General features: G+C 70.3%; 17 protein-coding genes. 5 read left to right on the top strand and 12 right to left on the bottom strand.

What is annotated here, in order from left to right:
- The first annotated feature begins 49 nt into the window (after positions 1 to 49).
- Positions 50 to 244, top strand: coding sequence for a DUF1918 domain-containing protein (locus AB0I77_RS20440; RefSeq protein ID WP_363284015.1), 195 nt, complete (start codon positions 50 to 52; stop codon positions 242 to 244).
- Positions 245 to 290: 46 nt separating this feature from the next.
- Here AB0I77_RS20440 and AB0I77_RS20435 read toward each other — a convergent pair whose 3' ends face one another.
- Entirely contained in the window at positions 291 to 1,526 is a 1,236-nt protein-coding gene (locus tag AB0I77_RS20435; protein WP_363284014.1) for a family 10 glycosylhydrolase, read from the bottom strand.
- 180 nt (positions 1,527 to 1,706) lie between these two features.
- On the opposite strand from AB0I77_RS20435, the gene AB0I77_RS20430 reads away from it, so the two are divergent.
- Positions 1,707 to 2,582 (top strand): 3-hydroxybutyryl-CoA dehydrogenase, encoded by an 876-nt coding sequence (locus AB0I77_RS20430; RefSeq protein WP_363284013.1) that lies wholly within the window; start codon positions 1,707 to 1,709, stop codon positions 2,580 to 2,582.
- Between the two features lie 210 nt (positions 2,583 to 2,792).
- On the top strand, positions 2,793 to 3,050 hold the full coding sequence (locus AB0I77_RS20425) for a hypothetical protein (RefSeq protein ID WP_363284076.1): 258 nt from the start codon (positions 2,793 to 2,795) through the stop codon (positions 3,048 to 3,050).
- A gap of 29 nt (positions 3,051 to 3,079) precedes the next feature.
- On the opposite strand, the gene AB0I77_RS20420 is transcribed toward AB0I77_RS20425, so the two are convergent.
- From AB0I77_RS20420 to infC, 10 genes are all read right to left on the bottom strand, one after another.
- The gene (locus AB0I77_RS20420; protein WP_363284012.1) at positions 3,080 to 3,625 is read right to left on the bottom strand and encodes an NUDIX hydrolase; all 546 of its coding nucleotides are present in this window, start codon (positions 3,623 to 3,625) and stop codon (positions 3,080 to 3,082) included.
- A gap of 99 nt (positions 3,626 to 3,724) precedes the next feature.
- Positions 3,725 to 5,065 carry a transcriptional regulator gene (locus tag AB0I77_RS20415; protein WP_363284011.1) on the bottom strand — a complete coding sequence of 447 codons (1,341 nt, stop codon included), beginning with the start codon at positions 5,063 to 5,065 and terminating at the stop codon, positions 3,725 to 3,727.
- A 232-nt stretch (positions 5,066 to 5,297) separates the two neighbouring features.
- Positions 5,298 to 6,347, bottom strand: coding sequence for a PP2C family protein-serine/threonine phosphatase (locus AB0I77_RS20410; protein ID WP_363284010.1), 1,050 nt, complete (start codon positions 6,345 to 6,347; stop codon positions 5,298 to 5,300).
- A gap of 249 nt (positions 6,348 to 6,596) precedes the next feature.
- Positions 6,597 to 9,164 (bottom strand): phenylalanine--tRNA ligase subunit beta, encoded by a 2,568-nt coding sequence (gene pheT, locus AB0I77_RS20405; protein WP_363284008.1) that lies wholly within the window; start codon positions 9,162 to 9,164, stop codon positions 6,597 to 6,599.
- Positions 9,164 to 10,285, bottom strand: coding sequence for a phenylalanine--tRNA ligase subunit alpha (pheS, locus tag AB0I77_RS20400; RefSeq protein ID WP_363284007.1), 1,122 nt, complete (start codon positions 10,283 to 10,285; stop codon positions 9,164 to 9,166). The genes pheT and pheS overlap by 1 nt, the downstream gene beginning before the upstream one ends.
- Before the next feature lie 136 nt (positions 10,286 to 10,421).
- A complete protein-coding gene (locus AB0I77_RS20395; RefSeq protein ID WP_363284006.1) occupies positions 10,422 to 11,567 on the bottom strand; it encodes an ATP-binding protein in 1,146 nt (381 codons plus the stop codon).
- A gap of 67 nt (positions 11,568 to 11,634) precedes the next feature.
- Positions 11,635 to 12,495, bottom strand: a complete 861-nt coding sequence (locus AB0I77_RS20390) for an RNA methyltransferase (protein WP_363284005.1) — start codon at positions 12,493 to 12,495, stop codon at positions 11,635 to 11,637.
- Positions 12,496 to 12,651: 156 nt separating this feature from the next.
- On the bottom strand, positions 12,652 to 13,035 hold the full coding sequence (gene rplT / locus AB0I77_RS20385) for a 50S ribosomal protein L20 (RefSeq protein ID WP_004933571.1): 384 nt from the start codon (positions 13,033 to 13,035) through the stop codon (positions 12,652 to 12,654).
- Positions 13,036 to 13,133: 98 nt separating this feature from the next.
- Positions 13,134 to 13,328 (bottom strand): 50S ribosomal protein L35, encoded by a 195-nt coding sequence (rpmI, locus tag AB0I77_RS20380; protein WP_019065473.1) that lies wholly within the window; start codon positions 13,326 to 13,328, stop codon positions 13,134 to 13,136.
- A gap of 111 nt (positions 13,329 to 13,439) precedes the next feature.
- A complete protein-coding gene (gene infC / locus AB0I77_RS20375) occupies positions 13,440 to 14,108 on the bottom strand; it encodes a translation initiation factor IF-3 (RefSeq protein WP_363284075.1) in 669 nt (222 codons plus the stop codon).
- A gap of 369 nt (positions 14,109 to 14,477) precedes the next feature.
- On the opposite strand from infC, the gene AB0I77_RS20370 reads away from it, so the two are divergent.
- Positions 14,478 to 14,852 carry a DUF1844 domain-containing protein gene (locus tag AB0I77_RS20370; RefSeq protein ID WP_363284004.1) on the top strand — a complete coding sequence of 125 codons (375 nt, stop codon included), beginning with the start codon at positions 14,478 to 14,480 and terminating at the stop codon, positions 14,850 to 14,852.
- Positions 14,853 to 14,916: 64 nt separating this feature from the next.
- Here the strand turns inward: AB0I77_RS20370 and AB0I77_RS20365 are convergent, their stop codons facing one another.
- Positions 14,917 to 15,645, bottom strand: a complete 729-nt coding sequence (locus AB0I77_RS20365) for an SseB family protein (RefSeq protein WP_363284003.1) — start codon at positions 15,643 to 15,645, stop codon at positions 14,917 to 14,919.
- Between the two features lie 149 nt (positions 15,646 to 15,794).
- Between AB0I77_RS20365 and AB0I77_RS20360 the strand changes: the two genes are divergently transcribed.
- Positions 15,795 to 16,889: a serine hydrolase gene (locus tag AB0I77_RS20360; RefSeq protein WP_363284002.1), complete on the top strand. Its 1,095-nt coding sequence runs from the start codon at positions 15,795 to 15,797 to the stop codon at positions 16,887 to 16,889.
- Positions 16,890 to 16,911 lie beyond the last annotated feature (22 nt).

The raw sequence follows: 16,911 nt of genomic DNA, 5'->3' as shown, positions 1-16,911 counted from the left end.
CTCAAGGCCACGGACCGCTGCTCCCGCACATCGTGAGGAGGCCCGACAGATGCGTGCAACCGTGGGCGACCAGCTTGTCCAGCACGGCAGGGTGGTCGGACAACAGGACAAGGTCGGCGAGATCGTCGAAGTCATGGGCCGGGAGGGCAGTCCCCCCTACCGCGTCCGCTTCGAGGACGGGCACGAGGGCGTCTGCTCACCGGGCCCCGACACCGAGATCCGTCACAGGGACATGACCCGGTAGGACATGACCCGGCCATTCATGACCGGGTAGCACATGAACCGGTGGTTCAGCGCGGTGGCTTCGCCGGCTGCCGGTAGTGGTCGGCGACCACCCGCGCCATCGCACCGATCGGGTCCGCCGCCACATCCTTCGCGGCGAAGAAGACATGCCCGCGCACCTGCGGACAGTCGCGGGCGAGCGTGAGGTGCCGGGACAGCTCGGCCGGGTCCTGCCAGGCCGCGGGCTGCGCCGGGTCACCGGCCTTGTACAGGGCCTCGCCGAGGTACAGCTTCGTCCGGCTGCCCTTCGCCACCGCGGCCCACCAGGGCAGCAGCTTGGCGTAGTCGGCGGCGGCGAGGCCGATGTTCCAGTAGAGCTGCGGGACGATGTAGTCGATCCAGCCCTCCCGCACCCACTTGCGGGTGTCCGCGTGCAGATCGTCGTACGTCTGCACACCCGCCCGGGTGTCCGAGCCGAGCGGGTCGGTGTCCGCGTTGCGCCACACCCCGAAGGGGCTGATCCCGAAGCGCGTGGCCGGCCGGATCCGCTTGATCCCTGCCGCCGTCTCCCGCACCAGCCGGTCGATGTTGTCCCGTCGCCAGGCGGCCCGGTTCGGGAAGGCGCCGCCGTGGCGGTCGAAGGCCGCTTCGTCGTCGAAGCTCTGGCCCGCCGCCGGATACGGGTAGAAGTAGTCGTCGAAGTGCACGGCGTCCAGCGGGTACTTCTTCACCGCGTCGAGCATCGCCTCCTGCACGAAGGCACGGACCTCGGGCAGCCCGGGGTTGTAGTAGAGCTTCCCGCCGTACGGCACCACCCAGTCCGGATGCCTGCGAGCGGGGTGCGAGGCGACGAGCTTCGCGGCATCCGCCTGGTTGGAGACGCGGTACGGGTTGAACCAGGCGTGCAGTTGCAGACCCCGCGCGTGTGCCTCCGCGACGGCCGTGCCCAGCGGATCCCAGCCCGGGGCCTTGCCCTGGGTGCCGGTGAGGTACTCCGACCACGGCTCGTACGGCGAGGGCCACAGCGCGTCAGCCGTGGGACGGACCTGGAAGATCACCGTGTTGAGACGGTGACGAACGGCCGTGTCCAGGTGGGCGATCAGTTCGGTGCGCTGCTGGGCCGCCGTCAGCCCCGGCAGTGAGGGCCAGTCGCGGTTGTTCACCGTCGCAAGCCACACCCCCCGCATCTGAGTCGTCGCCCGCTCCCGGCGCTCGGGTCCGGCCGACGCACCCGACGCACCCGATGCCGTCGTCAGCGTCGACAGTGCGGCCAGCGCGAACGCCCGACGTGACAGTCGCCCCATCTGCATACCCCCATACACCGCGGATCCGCGCGGTCACGGACCGTCTCCGCGCCCCAGGATGCCCGACCCCGACGATCGATCATCGCTACTTGGGGGTAACGTGCACGATCGGAGCAGGCCGCCGGACAACGCGGGATCCTGCCACAGCCGTGCGTCAGCCGGATCAGCGAAGGGGACGATGTGACGGGCATCCCAGCGGGAGATATCGAGCGGGTCGGCGTGGTGGGCTGCGGCCAGATGGGAGCGGGCATCGCCGAGGTGTGCGCCCGTGCCGGTCTCGACGTGAAGGTCGCCGAGACCACCGGCGAGGCCCTGGAGATCGGCCGGACCCGGCTGTACAACTCCCTGGCCAAGGCGGCCGAGCGCGGCAAGATCACCGAGGACGAGCTGGCGGCCACGCAGGCACGGCTCAGCTTCACCACCGACCTCGGCGAGTTCGCCGACCGCGACCTGGTGATCGAGGCCGTCGTCGAGAACGAGCAGGTCAAGACCGAGATCTTCCAGGTGCTCGACCAGGTCGTGACCCGGCCGGACGCGATCCTCGCCTCCAACACCTCCTCGATCCCGCTGGTGCGGCTCGCGGTCGCCACCGCGCGGCCCGACCATGTCATCGGCATCCACTTCTTCAATCCGGCCCCGGTGCAGAAGCTCGTCGAGCTGATCCCCGCGCTCACCACCTCCGAGGGCACGCTCAGCCGCGCCCAGCTCTTCACCGAGAAGGTGCTCGGCAAGCACGCCATCCGTGCCCAGGACCGCTCCGGCTTCGTGGTCAACGCGCTGCTGATCCCCTATCTCCTGTCCGCCATCCGGATGTTCGAGTCGGGCATCGCCAGCCGCGAGGACATCGACAACGGCATGGAGCTGGGCTGCGCCCACCCGATGGGCCCGCTGAAGCTGTCCGACCTGATCGGCCTGGACACGGTCGCCTCGGTCGCGTACTCGATGTACGAGGAGTACAAAGAACCCCTGTACGCCGCTCCCCCGCTGCTCCAGCGCATGGTCGACGCCGGCCGACTGGGCCGGAAGTCGGGCTCGGGCTTCTACACCTACGGCTGATCGAGCCACGTTCCACACCTACGGCTGATTACGGACTGTGGCTGAAAACGGCCCGGCACTCTTCGGAGTGCCGGGCTCGTCGCATTCACACACCGTGTGCGCGCCGGGCTCGCATATGCCCGTCGCACACTCTCGCCATGCGCCCACCAGGCGAGTTGACTCTCATGCGCACGCAAGGGATGTGTGACAACTACAGAAAGGGACGAACTCGTGACCGCCGACCCCGAACATCCCGTGGTCCAAGGAGAACTCGCAGAGTTACGCCGCCGCCTCGACGTGGCCTACGCGCGCGTCGAGGGAGGGCTGGCGTTGCTCAGTCATCGCACCGAGGAGACGGACAAGGAAGTCGACGATCTCAGCGCCCGGATCGTCGCACTGGAGCACGCCCGCTGGCCGCTGCCCGCGGTCGCGGTACTCACCGCCATGGGCGCGCTCGTCGTGACGATCTGGCAGGCCCTGGGGCACTGACCACAACTCCAGGGTGCCGGTGGGGGGGTTCAGGGCATGGCGTCCGCTCCGAGCCGGAGATGATGCAGCAGCAACAACGCGGCCGCCATGTTCGCGGCCGGGACCTCGCCGCGGGCGACCATGTCGGGGACGAGCTTGAGGGGGACCCATTCCCGACGGTCCGACTCGAAGTCGTCCACGGGGTGTCCGACGTACTCGCCCTCGTCGGCCCAGTAGATGTGGTGCCGGGCGTCGGTGAGCCCGTTGGACGGCTCCACGCTCATCAGGTGGCGCAGGGGTCCCGGCCGCCAGCCGGTCTCTTCCTCGAGCTCCCTGGCGGCCGCGCGGACGATGTCCTCGCCGTCCTCGACGACGCCCGCCGCCAGCTCCCACCCCCAGCTGTCGGTGATGAAGCGGTGGCGCCACAGGAGGAGAACCTCATTGGCCTCGTTCACCACCGTGGCCACGGCGACCGGCCGCAGCCGTATGAGGAAGTGGTCCAGGTGCCGGCCGTCCGGCAGCTCCACATCTGCCAGGTTGACGGTGAACCAGCGGTTTTCATACACAGTTTGTTCGCTCTGTTTCGTCCACTGCACGGTTCTGCCACCTTCCGTCGAGTAAGTGGCAATATCGCAGCAGGAACGACGGGTGAACGATGGGTGTAGGTGATCGGGTGCCGGTGATCGGGTGCCGGTCTACAGCGGTACGCGCAGTGCCCCGTCGATGAGTTCGGCGGCCTCGGCCGTCCCGGCACAGCCGCTGCGCACCAGGTGTTCGCGTACCGCGCGGAGTCTGTCGCGCAGCCGCTGGGACTCCATCCCCCGTGCCTGCTCGGCCATCTGCACCGCGATGGCCACCGCCTTGTCGGCGTTGCCCCGCCGCAGCTCGATCGTGCTGAGGATGGCGAGCCGGTGCACCCGGCCCCGGTCGTGGGCGGGGTTGTCGACGGCGGCCGCGGCATGCCGCCCGGCGGCCGCCAGCTCGCCGAGGCTGAGCAGCGCCTCCGCCACCTGGACGTTGACCAGCCCCGGCTGGACATAGCCGGTCTCGTCGGGCTCGTGACCGCGCCGGATGCGTTCGGCGGCCTGCTCGGCCCGCCGGATGCAGGACAGCGCGCTCGTGCCGTCGCCGAGGTGGGCGTACGCCTTCGCCTGCATCGCGTACAGATCGGAGGCGAGCGCCGGGGTGATGTGCTTGCCGGCGGCGCGCAGCGCGGCCTCCGCGAAGGCGACGGCCTGCCGGTACTCCCGTATGAACAGCGACTGGTTGACCAGGAGGGCAATCACGTACGCGCCAAGTCCCCTGTCTCCGCTGGCCTTTGCCAGCCGGAGGGCTTGGTGGAAGTAGCGCTGGGCGAGGCCGTGCGCGTCGGAGTCGTATGCGCAGATGCCCGCGATGGCCACTAATCCGCCGGTGGCCCGGTGGAGTTGGCGGCCGGTGGCGTCGGTGTAACTGCCGCGCAGCAGCGGGGCGGCCTCGGCGTTGAGGAAGCCGACGATCCGGGTGCGGGTCGCTATGCCGCCGGCCTTGCGGTACATCTGCTCGTAGTGGGTACGGGCCGCGCGCAGCATCTCGATGTCGGCGGAGGTGACCCGGTGCCGGCCGCCGCGCGAGACGTCGACGTCCTCGGGCGGGTTCTCCCACTCCCATACGGGCATGACGGCGGGCGTGCCCGTGACCGCGGGGGCGCCCAGGATGTGCGGGCGCTGCTGTTCGTCGCAGCGCCACAGGGCGGTGGCCCGCTCGACGAAGCCGGACAGGGTGGTGCCGTGCGGGGCGGACGGCTCGCCGGGCACGCCGAGGCCGATGTCGTCGAGGGTGACGGGCCGTTGCAGCCGGGTGGCGAGTACCTCGCAGATCAGGTCGGGCACTTGGCCCCGCGGCCGTTGGCCCTTCAACCACCGTGCCACGGCGGTGTGTTCGTACCGGAGCGCGAGGCCGCGGGCCCGGCCCGCCTGGTTCACATGGGCGGCGAGTCCCGCGTGCGAGATCCCCGCCTCGTCCAGAATCGCGTCGAGCAGAGTGTTGGGCTGCATGGGATGCCCCCCGGGTGGCTCGGTGCCGCCAGAGTAGTGGGTGCGTCTTCACACGGGGTGTGAACGGAGTACTCGAATCCGCAGTGTGTGCGCACTGTCGCGGAGAGTTTCCAGCCGGTTGACTGAAATGCCTCGCAAGAGGCCGGCCGGGCCGCCGGCTCCCCCTCGTACAGTGCGGCGGCCCGCCGCTGCGCGCTGCGCTGGCTGGGCCGGGCGACCAAGCACCGGGCGACTACAGGTGCGTTGTCGGCTGCGGGTCGTATGTGGTTGCTCGCGCAGTTCCCCGCGCCCCTGGGGTCTGCCTGTGTTGGCGGTCGTTTTTAAGCACCAGTAGGGCGATGTCATCCGTGGGTTCGCCTGCTGTGTGTCGCAGTAGTGCGGTGAAGACCGAGCCCAGGACCTCCTGGGGTACGGCGGCGGGGTCGGTGCAGACGGCCTGGGACAGTGCTGCGGGCAGGGAGAAGAATCGGCCACGGGCGTCTCTCGCGTCCTCGGCGCCGTCCGTGTACAGGACCAGGGTCTCGCCGGGCAGCAGGCGGCCGCAGGGCAGGGCGGGCAGTTCGGGCGGGAGGGGGAACGGGCCCAGCGGTGGGAGGGGGTCCGCGCGAGCCAGTGGATCGACCCGCGTGCCGCTGAGCAGATACGGCCAGGGGTGCCCGCAGTTCAGGGCGTGCACCGCGCCGTCCCGGTGGATCTCCAGCAGCAGTACGGTCACGAACTCCTCGGCGACCGGGTGATCGGGCTCCGGACCGGCCGAGGGATGCTCGCTGCGGGCTCGTTCGCGCAGATGCCGGGCCAGCGCGCGCTCCAACCGCCGCAGCACACCGTCGAGTCCGGCCTCGTCGTACACGGCCTCCCGGAAACTGCCGAGGACGGCGGCGGCCGTAGTGATGGCGGCGAGCCCGTGTCCGCGCACGTCGCCCATCACGACCCGTACGCCGTGCTCCGTGGCGACTACGGCGTACAGATCACCTCCGATGGCGGCGCCTCGATCGGCGGAGCGCTGGGCGGCGGCGATGTCCAGCCCGTCGACGCGCGGAGGCAACGGCCGTAGCAGCGCGCTCTGGGCAACGCCGGCGACCTGGCGGGCCTCCCTGAGCTCGCGCAGCAGGGTGTGTCTGACGTGGAGTACCAGTCCGGTGCCGACGGCGAAGAAGACGGCACTGGTGAAGGCGCGTGCCCCCAAGCCGCTCTCCTGAGCGAGCGGACAAGCCAGTTTGTAGGTGATCGCGACGGCGCCCCAGCCGATGGGCAGCGCAACCCCAGCCTTGATACGGATCATGCCGATGGCCCCCCAATTAGGCCCTCACAGCGCAATCGGACCGACCCCGAAAGGCCGGTCCGATTCTGCCGACAGCACGAGCCAAAAAGGCCCATCACCAGCAGACATCACCCGATTGAGTGAGGGGACTGAAAGCGCCCTTAAGGGGCGCGGGACTGTATCAATATGCGGCTCCGCCGCGTGGGCGCGACCAGCCACATACGACCCGCAGCCGCCGACGAACAGCAGTCCCCCACCCATTAGGCGCCCCTAGCCCCTCAGCACCGCCCCAGTCCGCTCCCCCGCAAGCGCGACCGCCGCATCCCGAGCCGCCGAAGCCTCGTCAACGGTCAGAGTCCGGTCACTCGCACGGAACCTCAACGCATAGGCCAGCGACTTCCGCCCCTCACCGAGCTGCTCCGCGTTCTCGTACACGTCGAACAACCGGATCGCCTCCAGCAGTTCACCGGCGCCGTCACGCAGCGCGGCCTCCACGTCGGAGTGCGGTACGAACTTGTCCACGACGAGCGCGACATCCTGCGTGGCGACCGGGAACGCGGAGATGCGCGGCGCCTGCGGAGTTCCGTCGCCCACCCGCTCCAGCGCGTCCAGGTCGATCTCCATCGCACACGTGCGGGCGGGCAGCCCCAGGGACTTCAGCACGCGGGGGTGCAGCTCACCGGCGTGACCGACCACCCGCTCGGCACCGTCCGCGACGATCGCCAGCTCGGCGCACCGTCCCGGATGCCACGGCCCGTACTGCCCACCGCGGACCACCAGTTCCGCACCGGTCTCACGGGCCACGACCCGCGCCGCCTGGACCGCGTCGGCCCAGTCGCCCGGGCGGCCCCCGCCCCACCAGCCGGCCTGCTCGCGGGCGCCCGCGAGGACGACGGCGGCGTGGCGCGGCTGCTCGGGCAGCGCGGCGTTCAGCGTCGCGATCTCCTCGTCGGTCGGGCGCCGGTCCACGGGCAGGGTGACGGCGACGCGCCGCTCCTCGCGCGGGAGGAACACCAGGCCGGTCTCGAACAGCGCCAGGTCGTGCGAGCCCCGGCCGTCATTGCGCCGCAGGGCGGCAAGCAGGCCCGGCAGCAGCGACGTACGGAGCGCGGGCTCCTCGTCGTTGAGCGGGTTGGTCAGCTTGACGACGCGGCGGGCCGGGTCGTCGGCGGCGAGGCCGAGCTGGTCGAAGACCTGCTCGCTGATGAACGGGTAGTTCGGCGCCTCGACGTATCCCGCCCCGGCCAGCGCCCGGCCGACGCGGCGGTGCAGCCGCTGCCGGTGGGTGAGGCCGCGGCCCGACGGCGGCTTGGGCAGCGTGGAGGGCAGGTTCTCGTAGCCCTCCAGGCGGATGACCTCTTCGGCCAGGTCGTTGGCCTCGACGAGGTCGGGCCGCCAGGACGGCACGGTGACGATCAGCTCGTCCTTCCCGCCCGTCGCCCGACCACCGCCCCTCAACGACGCGTTCCACGCGGCAGTATTTCCCATGGCGTCGCAGCCGATCTCCTGGAGACGGCGTACAACGGTCTCGCGGCCGTACGTGACGCCCGCGACCTTGTCCGGGTGGTCGGCCGGGACCGAGATGGTGTGCGGCGCGGACGGCGCGGTGATCTCGGTGACGCCGGCCTCGGCGGTGCCGCCCGCGAGCAACACCAGCAGGTCGACGGTGCGCTGGGCGGCGGCGGCCGCGGCCTGCGGGTCGACTCCCCGCTCGAAGCGGCGGGAGGCCTCCGACGACAGCTTGTGGCGGCGGGCCGTACGGGCGATGGACACCGCGTTGAAGTGCGCGGCCTCGATCACGATGTCCGCGGAGGCGTTCTCCACGTCGTCGTGGTCGGCGATCTCCGTGTTGGCGCCGCCCATCACGCCCGCGAGTCCGATCGGGCCGCGGTCGTCGACGATCACCAGGTCCTCGGCGTCCAGCGTGCGTACGACGCCGTCGAGCGTGGTGAGCTTCTCGCCCGGCTCGGCGCGGCGCACGCCGATGGTGCCCTGGACCAGGTTGCGGTCGTAGGCGTGCAGCGGCTGGCCGAGTTCCATCATCACGTAGTTGGTGACGTCGACGGCGAGCGAGATCGGGCGCATGCCGACCTTCTGAAGGCGGCGCTGGAGCCAGATCGGGGAGCGTGCCTCGGGGCTCAGACCGGTGACGGTGCGCGCGGTGAAGCGGTCGCAGCCCAGCGGGTCGGAGATCCGCACCGGGTAACCGAAGGCGTTCGGGCCGGGCACGTCGAGCAGGGCCGGGTCGCTCAGCGGCAGGCCGTAGGCGATGGCGGTCTCGCGGGCGACGCCGCGGATCGACAGGCAGTCGCCGCGGTTGGCGGTGACGGCGATGTCGAGGACCTCGTCGACCAGTTCCAGCAGCTCGATGGCGTCCTTGCCGACCTCGGCCTCCGGCGGCAGCACGATGATGCCGTGGGTGCCGTCGTCGCCCATGCCCAGCTCGCCGCTGGAGCAGATCATGCCGTGGGACGTCTTGCCGTAGGTCTTGCGTGCGGAGATCGAGAAGCCGCCCGGCAGCGTGGCGCCGGGCAGGACCACGACGACCTTGTCGCCGACGACGAAGTTGCGGGCGCCGCAGACGATCTCCTGGGGCTCGCCGGTGCCGTTGGCCTGGCCGACGTCGACCGTGCAGAAGCGGATCGGCTTCTTGAACTCCGTCAGCTCCTCGATGGTCAGCACCTTGCCGACGACGAGCGGGCCCTTGAGGTCGGCGCCGAGGTGCTCGACGGTCTCGACCTCCAGGCCGGCGGAAACGAGCTTGGCCTGGACGTCACGGCCGGTTTCGGTCGCCGGCAGGTCGACGTACTCCCGCAGCCAGGAAAGCGGGACCCGCATCAGATCTCCATCCCGAACGGCCGGGTGAACCGGACGTCACCCTCGACCATGTCTCGCATGTCTTCGACGTTGTGGCGGAACATCAGCATCCGCTCGATGCCGAACCCGAAGGCGAAGCCGCTGTACTTCTCCGGGTCCACACCGCAGGCGGTCAGCACCTTGGGGTTGACCATGCCGCAGCCGCCGAGCTCGATCCAGCCCTCGCTGGAGCAGGTGCGGCAGGGCCGGTCGGGGTTGCCGACGGACTCGCCGCGGCAGACGTAGCACACCATGTCCATCTCGGCGGACGGCTCGGTGAAGGGGAAGAAGTTCGGCCGCAGGCGGGTCTTCATGCCCTCGCCGAACAGCGACTGGACCATGTGGTCCAGGGTGCCCTTGAGGTCGGCCATGGTCAGGCCCTCGTCGACGGCGATCAGCTCGACCTGGTGGAAGACCGGGGTGTGCGTGGCGTCCAGCTCGTCGGTGCGGTACACGCGGCCGGGGCAGATCGTGTAGACCGGCAGCTCGCGGTCGAGCAGGGAGCGGACCTGCACCGGCGAGGTGTGGGTGCGCAGTACGGCACCGGACTCGGTGCCGCCCTGCGGGCCCTGCACGAAGAAGGTGTCGTGCTCGCCGCGGGCCGGGTGGTCCGGGCCGATGTTGAGCGCGTCGAAGTTGAACCACTCGGCCTCGACCTCGGGGCCCTCGGCGACCTCGTAGCCCATGGCCACGAAGATGTCCTCGATGCGCTCCGAGAGGGTGGTGAGCGGGTGGCGGGCGCCGGCCGGTACGCGGTCGTACGGCAGTGTGACGTCCACCGCCTCCTCGACCAGCACCCGCTGGTCGCGCTCGGCCTCCAGCTCCACCTGTCGGGCGGCGAGGGCCTTGTTCACGGCGCCCCGGGCCTGGCCCACGCGCTTGCCGGCCTCTGCCTTGGCGTGCGGGGGCAGGGCGCCGATCTCGCGGTTGGCGAGGGCCAGCGGGGAGGTGCCCCCGGTGTGGGCGACCTTGGCCTCCTGGAGCGCGTCGAGGGAGTCCGCGGCGGCGAAGGCGGCGAGCGCCTCGTCCCGCATGCGCTCGATCTCTTCCGGTTTCAACGCCTCGACCTCTACAGGGTCGTACGACTTATTCGGTGCCGACATCTCTTCCCGTGCTTCCGGTTGGCTGGCGGATGGTCCCCGTCCACGACTCGGAGACGAATCGTCCACAGAGAGGGACGCAAAGGTGCCAAAGGCCGAGTCTAACGGGGTGGAGGTGTACGAATGCGCCCGCGGGCGCTCAAGCCAGGTAGGCGGGAGCGCTCACGGGCAACGTAAATCGGAACTCGGCGCCGCCGCCGGGGGCGCGGCCGACCGTGATGGTGCCGCCGTGGGCCTCGACGATGCCCTTGACGATGTAGAGGCCGAGGCCGGTGCCACCGCGCTTGCTGCCCCGCCAGAAGCGGGTGAAGACGCGGTTCATGGACTCCTCCGGGATGCCGGACCCCTCGTCGCTCACCGTGACCGACGTGGCAGCGTTTTCATGGCCTTCCCCTTCGCGGGGGGACGCCGTGGGCGTGACGTCAATCGTGACGGTTCCCTCGCCGTGCCGCACGGCATTTTCCAGCAGGTTGCTGAGCACCTGGTCGATCTTGTCGGGGTCGGCCCACAGCGCGGGCAGGGGCTGCTCGATGCGCAGCAGGAACCGGTCGGCGGGCAGGCCCGCGGCGACGTAGGACTGGATGTGCCGGCCGACGGCGGCGCCCATGTCGACGGGCTGGCGACGCACTTCCAGCCGCCCGGAGTCGATCCGCGAGATGTCCAGCAGCTCGGCGATGAGCCGGGTGACCCGGTCGGCATCCGCGTCGACGGTCTCCAGCATCAGCCGCTTCTGGTCGTCGGTGAAGCGTTCCCACTTGGCGAGCAGGGTGGCGGTGAAGCCCTTGACGGAGGTGAGCGGCGAGCGCAGCTCGTGCGCGACGGTGGCGATCAGCTCGGCGTGGCTGCGCTCGGTGCGCAGGCGGGCCTCGGTGTCCCGGAGGGAGACGACGACGCGGCGCACGGGCCCGGTGGGTGCCGTACGGACGTACCGCGCCGTGACGAGCACCTCCCGGCCGCCCGGCAGCAGCAGATTGCGCTCGGGCTGCCCCACCCGGATGGCGAGTCCGCCGTAGGGATCGGTCAGCTGCCACCAGCGCCGGCCCTCCAGGTCCTCTAACGGGAGGGCCTTCTCCAGGCGCTGTCCGAGGGCCTCGGCGGCGGGGACGGCGGTGATGCGCTCGGCGGCGGCGTTGAAGCAGATCACGTGCCCGTGCTCGTCGGCGACGACCAGTCCGTCGGGCAGTTGGTCGGGGTCGATGCCGAGCTCGGCGAGATCACCGGGCCGGGGCGCGGGCGGCTGCCGCACATCCCGTGCCCCCGGTGCGCTGCTCGTGCCGACACTCATCCCCGTACCCCACCCCTCTCAGACGGCCTCTCAGCTGGCGCAGTGGGCCCCCGAGCTGGTCACCCTACTAGCTCTCGGTGACGGAGCGGCACCCTGTGGAGGCGCGCTGTGCACGGGCTGACGCATAGAGACATACGGCCGCCGCGGTGGCGAGGTTCAGGCTCTCGGCCTTCCCGTGGATCGGGACCCGCACCACGGCGTCCGCGAGCGCGCGGGTCTCCTCCGGGAGCCCCCAGGCCTCGTTCCCGAAGATCCAGGCCGTCGGCCCGCCCATGGTGCCCCGGTCGAGCTCGTCGTCGAGGTCGTGCGCGCCCGCTCCGTCGGCGGCGAGGACGCGGACCCCGGCGTCCTTCAGCCCCGCCACGGCCCGCTCGACGGGCACACCCACGGCGACCGGCAGATGGAACAGGGACCCGACGGAGGCGCGGACGGCCTTCGGGTTGTACAGGTCGACGGAGGCGTCGGTGAACACGACGGCCTCGGCCCCGGCGGCGTCGGCGCACCGCAGGACAGTGCCGGCGTTGCCGGGGTCGCGCACGTGCGCGAGGACGGCGACGAGCTGGGGCCGCGCCCCGAGGATCTCCTCGAAGGGGGTGTCGAGAAACCGGCAGATGCCGACGAGCCCCTGCGGGGTGACGGTGGTCGAGATGTCGACGATGACCTGCTCGTCGGCGAGGTGCACCCGGGCGCCGGCGTCACGGGCCTCGCCGACGATGTCGGCGTACCGCTCCGCCGCCTCCACGGTGGCGAACAGCTCGACGAGGGTGGCGGCCGCGTCCACCCGATGCCCCGCCGCTTCCCGCACGGCCTGCGGCCCCTCCGCGAGGAACAGCCGCTCCTTCCCCCGAAAGTTCCGCTTGACGAGCCGCCGCGCGGCGGAGACCCGGGGGGAACGGGGGGAGATCAGCTCGGGGGCGACCGGGGCCATACAACTCACCTAACTATTTTCCGCCGCAACGGCAATCGACCACGACGGCGGATTACGGCGGTGCCGAACCCACAGGCACCACTGAACGCAACGGACCCGCAGGCCGAAAGCCCACGGGTCCATAAAGTCACCTCACCGGCCAAGGCCAGCGCAGCGTCACGCAGCCTTGGGCGCGTTCACGTCCGCCGGCAGCGCCTTCTGGGCGACCTCGACGAGCGCGGCGAAGGCGGTGGCGTCGTTGACGGCCAGCTCGGCCAGGATCTTGCGGTCGACCTCGACGTTCGCGGCCTTCAGACCCTGGATGAAGCGGTTGTACGTGATGCCGTTGGCGCGGGCAGCGGCGTTGATGCGCTGGATCCACAGCTGGCGGAAGTCACCCTTACGCTTCTTGCGGTCGTTGTAGTTGTAGACCAGCGAGTGGGTGACCTGCTCCTTGGCCTTGCGGTACAGACGCGAACGCTGACCGCGGTAGCCGGAAGCCTGCTCGAGGATCGCCCGGCGCTTCTTGTGGGCGTTGACTGCCCGCTTGACGCGTGCCACTTTTAACTCCTTGTAGCGGGGCCGTGGTTGTCCTCACACGACCCGATATCGATTGGGTCCCGGTCCTGACGTACGTACGGCGCTCACGCGCCGACGTGTCACTTGCCGAGAAGCTTCTTGATCTTCTTGGCGTCGCCCGGGGCCATCTCGGCGTTGCCGGTGAGGCGACGCGTCACGCGGGACGACTTGTGCTCGAGCAGGTGGCGCTTGCCGGCACGCTCACGGAGCACCTTGCCGGAGCCGGTGATCTTGAAGCGCTTGCTGGCACCGCTGTGCGACTTGTTCTTCGGCATAGCGCCGTTGTCTCCTCGTCGATGGCGCTCCGATGCCCGGTCGCGAAAACCGGGCACGGTGGAGCGTCGCTGTTGTATCGGTAACGTCCTGGGGACTCGCGTCCCCCGGGATCACGCCTCGGCGGAAGCCTCGGCAGGGGCCTCGACGTCCACGTCGTGCTCGACGTCCAGGTCGTGCTCCGCGGCGTTCTGCGAGCGGCCGGGGTTGGCCTTCGCCTCCGCCTTGCGGGCTTCCTGCGCCTGGCGAGCCTCGGCCATCGCCTCGGTCTTCTTCTTGTGCGGACCGAGGACCATGATCATGTTTCGGCCGTCCTGCTTCGGGTTCGACTCCACGAAACCGAGGTCGGCGACATCCTCCGCGAGCCGCTGAAGCAGTCGGTAGCCCAGTTCGGGCCGGGACTGCTCGCGACCACGGAACATGATCGTGATCTTGACCTTGTCGCCCTGCTTGAGGAACCGGACGACGTGACCCTTCTTGGTGTCATAGTCGTGCGGGTCGATCTTCGGCCGGAGCTTCATCTCCTTGATGACCGTGTGCGCCTGGTTCTTGCGCGCCTCACGGGCCTTCATGGCCGACTCGTACTTGAACTTCCCGTAGTCCATGAGCTTGCACACAGGCGGACGGGCGGTCGCCGCCACCTCGACCAGGTCCAGGTCGTACTCCTGCGCAAGCTCCAGTGCCTTGGCCAGCGGGACAATGCCCACCTGCTCGCCACTGGGACCGACAAGTCGCACCTCTGGAACGCGAATCCGGTCGTTGATGCGGGGCTCGGCGCTGATGGATCCTCCTCGGTTAGCACCACACGGCGGTCTGGCGGACAGCCGCGTATGTCATTGTTCGTCAGACCTAACCGCGCCGAAGCACAAAAAATGCCCCGGACGATCACGAGCGGGGCTCCAAGCACTACCGGAGCACCGCCGCAGTGATCGCGGGGCGCACATTCGGGCGACTCCATCGTCCGTACGGAACGATGGTGGCCGCCTGACCGGGGTGACCCGCCGTCCCGGAGGACGGTCAGGTGGGAGATCGGAGCCTCCACTTGCGGGCCAGTCACACGTACAGATGTGTGTCCGGCCGGTCGTCACACAAGGTTAGCAGCTACCCGGGGGTGGTGCTAATCGTCGTGCACCGGGGCCTATCGTGGGGGCATGAGTGACACCCCCGCTGAGTCCGCCGAGCACCCCGAGAGCCCCGGCTTCGACGAGATGACCCGCGACATCGCCGAGGTCCCCGCCGTCGAGGTGATCGTGACGGTCGCCGTCAACCTGATGAGCGCCGCCGCGGTGAAGCTCGGTCTGACCGAGGAGGGCGACAAGTACAAGGACCTGGACGAGGCCCGCAAGCTGGTGCACGCCCTGGCCGGTCTGCTCGACGCGAGCGCGACCGAGATCAGCTCCTTCCACGCGGCACCGCTGCGCGACGGTCTGAAGTCCCTGCAACTGGCCTTCCGCGAGGCGTCACTCGTCCCGGACGACCCGGGCCAGGGCCCGGGCGAGAAGTACACCGGCCCGATCTACGGCTAGTCCGGCTACGGCCGGTCCTACTACGGCAGGTCCCACTGCGGCGGATCCGGCTACGGCTGGTCCGTCAGCGTACGTACAAGGGCTCGCCCGGCGGCGTCGCCCCGGCCGGCAGCAGTGCCAGGTCGAGGCCGCGCACCAGGCGGGCCCTCAGTGTCTCGTCGCCGGCGAGGCGCTCCGCCACCGCGCGGGCGGCCGGCGCGGGAGCCGTGGCCGGGTCCAGGACCAGGGCGAGGGTGCCGTCGGCCGGTCCGGGCCCGAGGTGGGCGCGGAGCACCGCGGGCTCGGCGGCCACCGCGGTCCGTACCGCCTCGCGCACGGCCGGGTCGGCGAGCGGGTCGGCCGTCGTCCGTCCCTCGGCGAGCGCGCGCAGCGCGGACCCGGTCAGCTCGTAGGGCACCGGCCCGGCCAGGTCCAGCACGATGGTGTCCGCCTTCTCGTGCGCCGCGGCCTGGAGAGCCTGGTGCAGGGGTACGGCGACGGGGCGGGCCGCCGGGTCCCAGCGGGCGAGGGAGTCGGTGGAGGTGAAGGCGGGCAGGGCGGTGCGGTTGCCCGCCTTCAGCGTCGGCACCGCCATGTCACTGGTCTTCTCGCGGCGCAGTCCGTTCTCGTCCTCCTCGACCTCGCCGAGCACGGCCACCACGGGGACGAGCAGCCGGGCGCCCTCGAGGGCCTCCAGAACGGGTCCCTCGGCGGTGCGGTCCTCGGCCCAGGCGGCGAGCGCCGCGCTCAGCCGGAGATCGGCCGAGCCGTCGTCGTCGGAGTAGCCGGAGTCGGGAATGTTCTTGTTCGTCACGGTCACCGACCTTATAGGGGGGTTACTGCTGGGCTTGTGCGGGGCCGGAAACCTGCCCGTGACAACCTTCACGGCTTTCTCAGATATCCCTGACACACATCTAACCTCCGTCTAACGGTGCACACAGTTGCGGCCCCGAGCATCGCGAGATGGAGTCTTCCAGAGCTCGCCGGGGCCGCCGCGCTCACCTCGCCCGCCGGCCCTTGCTGTACACCGCGCTCGCGTCCGTCGCCGTCGTCGGCGGTACGGCCGCGGGGACCGTGTACGTGAAGGCGCGGGCGCACTCCGATGCGCAAGCGGTGTCGTCGGCGGCGACGCCGTCGGCCTCGTCACCGTCACCGTCGGCCTCGTCACCGTCACCGTCGGCCTCGGCCTCGTCATCGGCTTCGGCTTCGGCTTCGGTGAGCGAGGAGGCAGTGGAATCTGCGGCGGAGCCGACGGTGGACTACGGCGCGCTGCTGGCCAAGGCCATGAAGTCCGTGGGCTCTGCGAGTTCCGTGAGTGCCGGGGACCGTGCGGATGTGTCGGTGGCGGTGCTGGACGTGGACTCCGGCGAGAGCGCCGGGTACGGCGACGGGAGCTTCGACACGGCGAGCATCGTCAAGGTCGACATCCTGGCCACGCTGCTGCTCCGGGCGCAGGATGCGGGGCGGCACCTGACGCAGGCCGAGAAGTCGTACGCCACCGCGATGATCGAGAACAGCGACAACGCCTCCGCGTCGGCCCTGTGGCGGATCATCGGGAAGGCGAACGGCCTCGGCGCCGCGAACGAGCGCTTCGGGCTCACGGAAACCGAGGGCGGCGACGACATGCTGTGGGGGCTGACCCAGACGACGGCGGCCGATCAACTCACCCTGCTTGAGCAGGTGTTCGGGGACGATTCGGAGCTGAGCGGGCCCTCGCAGTCGTATCTCCAGGGGCTGATGGGGCAGATAGCCGTCGACCAGCACTGGGGGGTGTCGGCCGCGGCCGACGGCTCCGAGTGGGCACTGAAGAACGGCTGGCTGGCGCGCAGTGCCACCGGTCTGTGGGACATCAACAGCATCGGGTGCGTGACGGTGGACGGCCACGACTATCTGGTGGCCGCGCTGTCCAACGGCAACTCGACGAAGGCGAAGGGGATTTCGCTGGTCGAGGCGGCGGCGAAGGCGGCGGTGTCGGTGTTCGCGGGGGACGGCGCGTCGGCGGAGGCGTCCGCGTCTTCGTCCGCGTCCCCGTCCTCGTCTTCATCTTCGTCCCGGTAGGAGCGGGGTCCTCGGGGGTCGG

The organism is Streptomyces sp. NPDC050619, assembly GCF_040654815.1.
Taxonomy (GTDB): Bacteria; Actinomycetota; Actinomycetes; order Streptomycetales; family Streptomycetaceae; genus Streptomyces.
The sequence above is the reverse complement of the archived record's forward strand: the minus strand, read 5'-3'. Positions and strand labels throughout refer to the sequence as shown.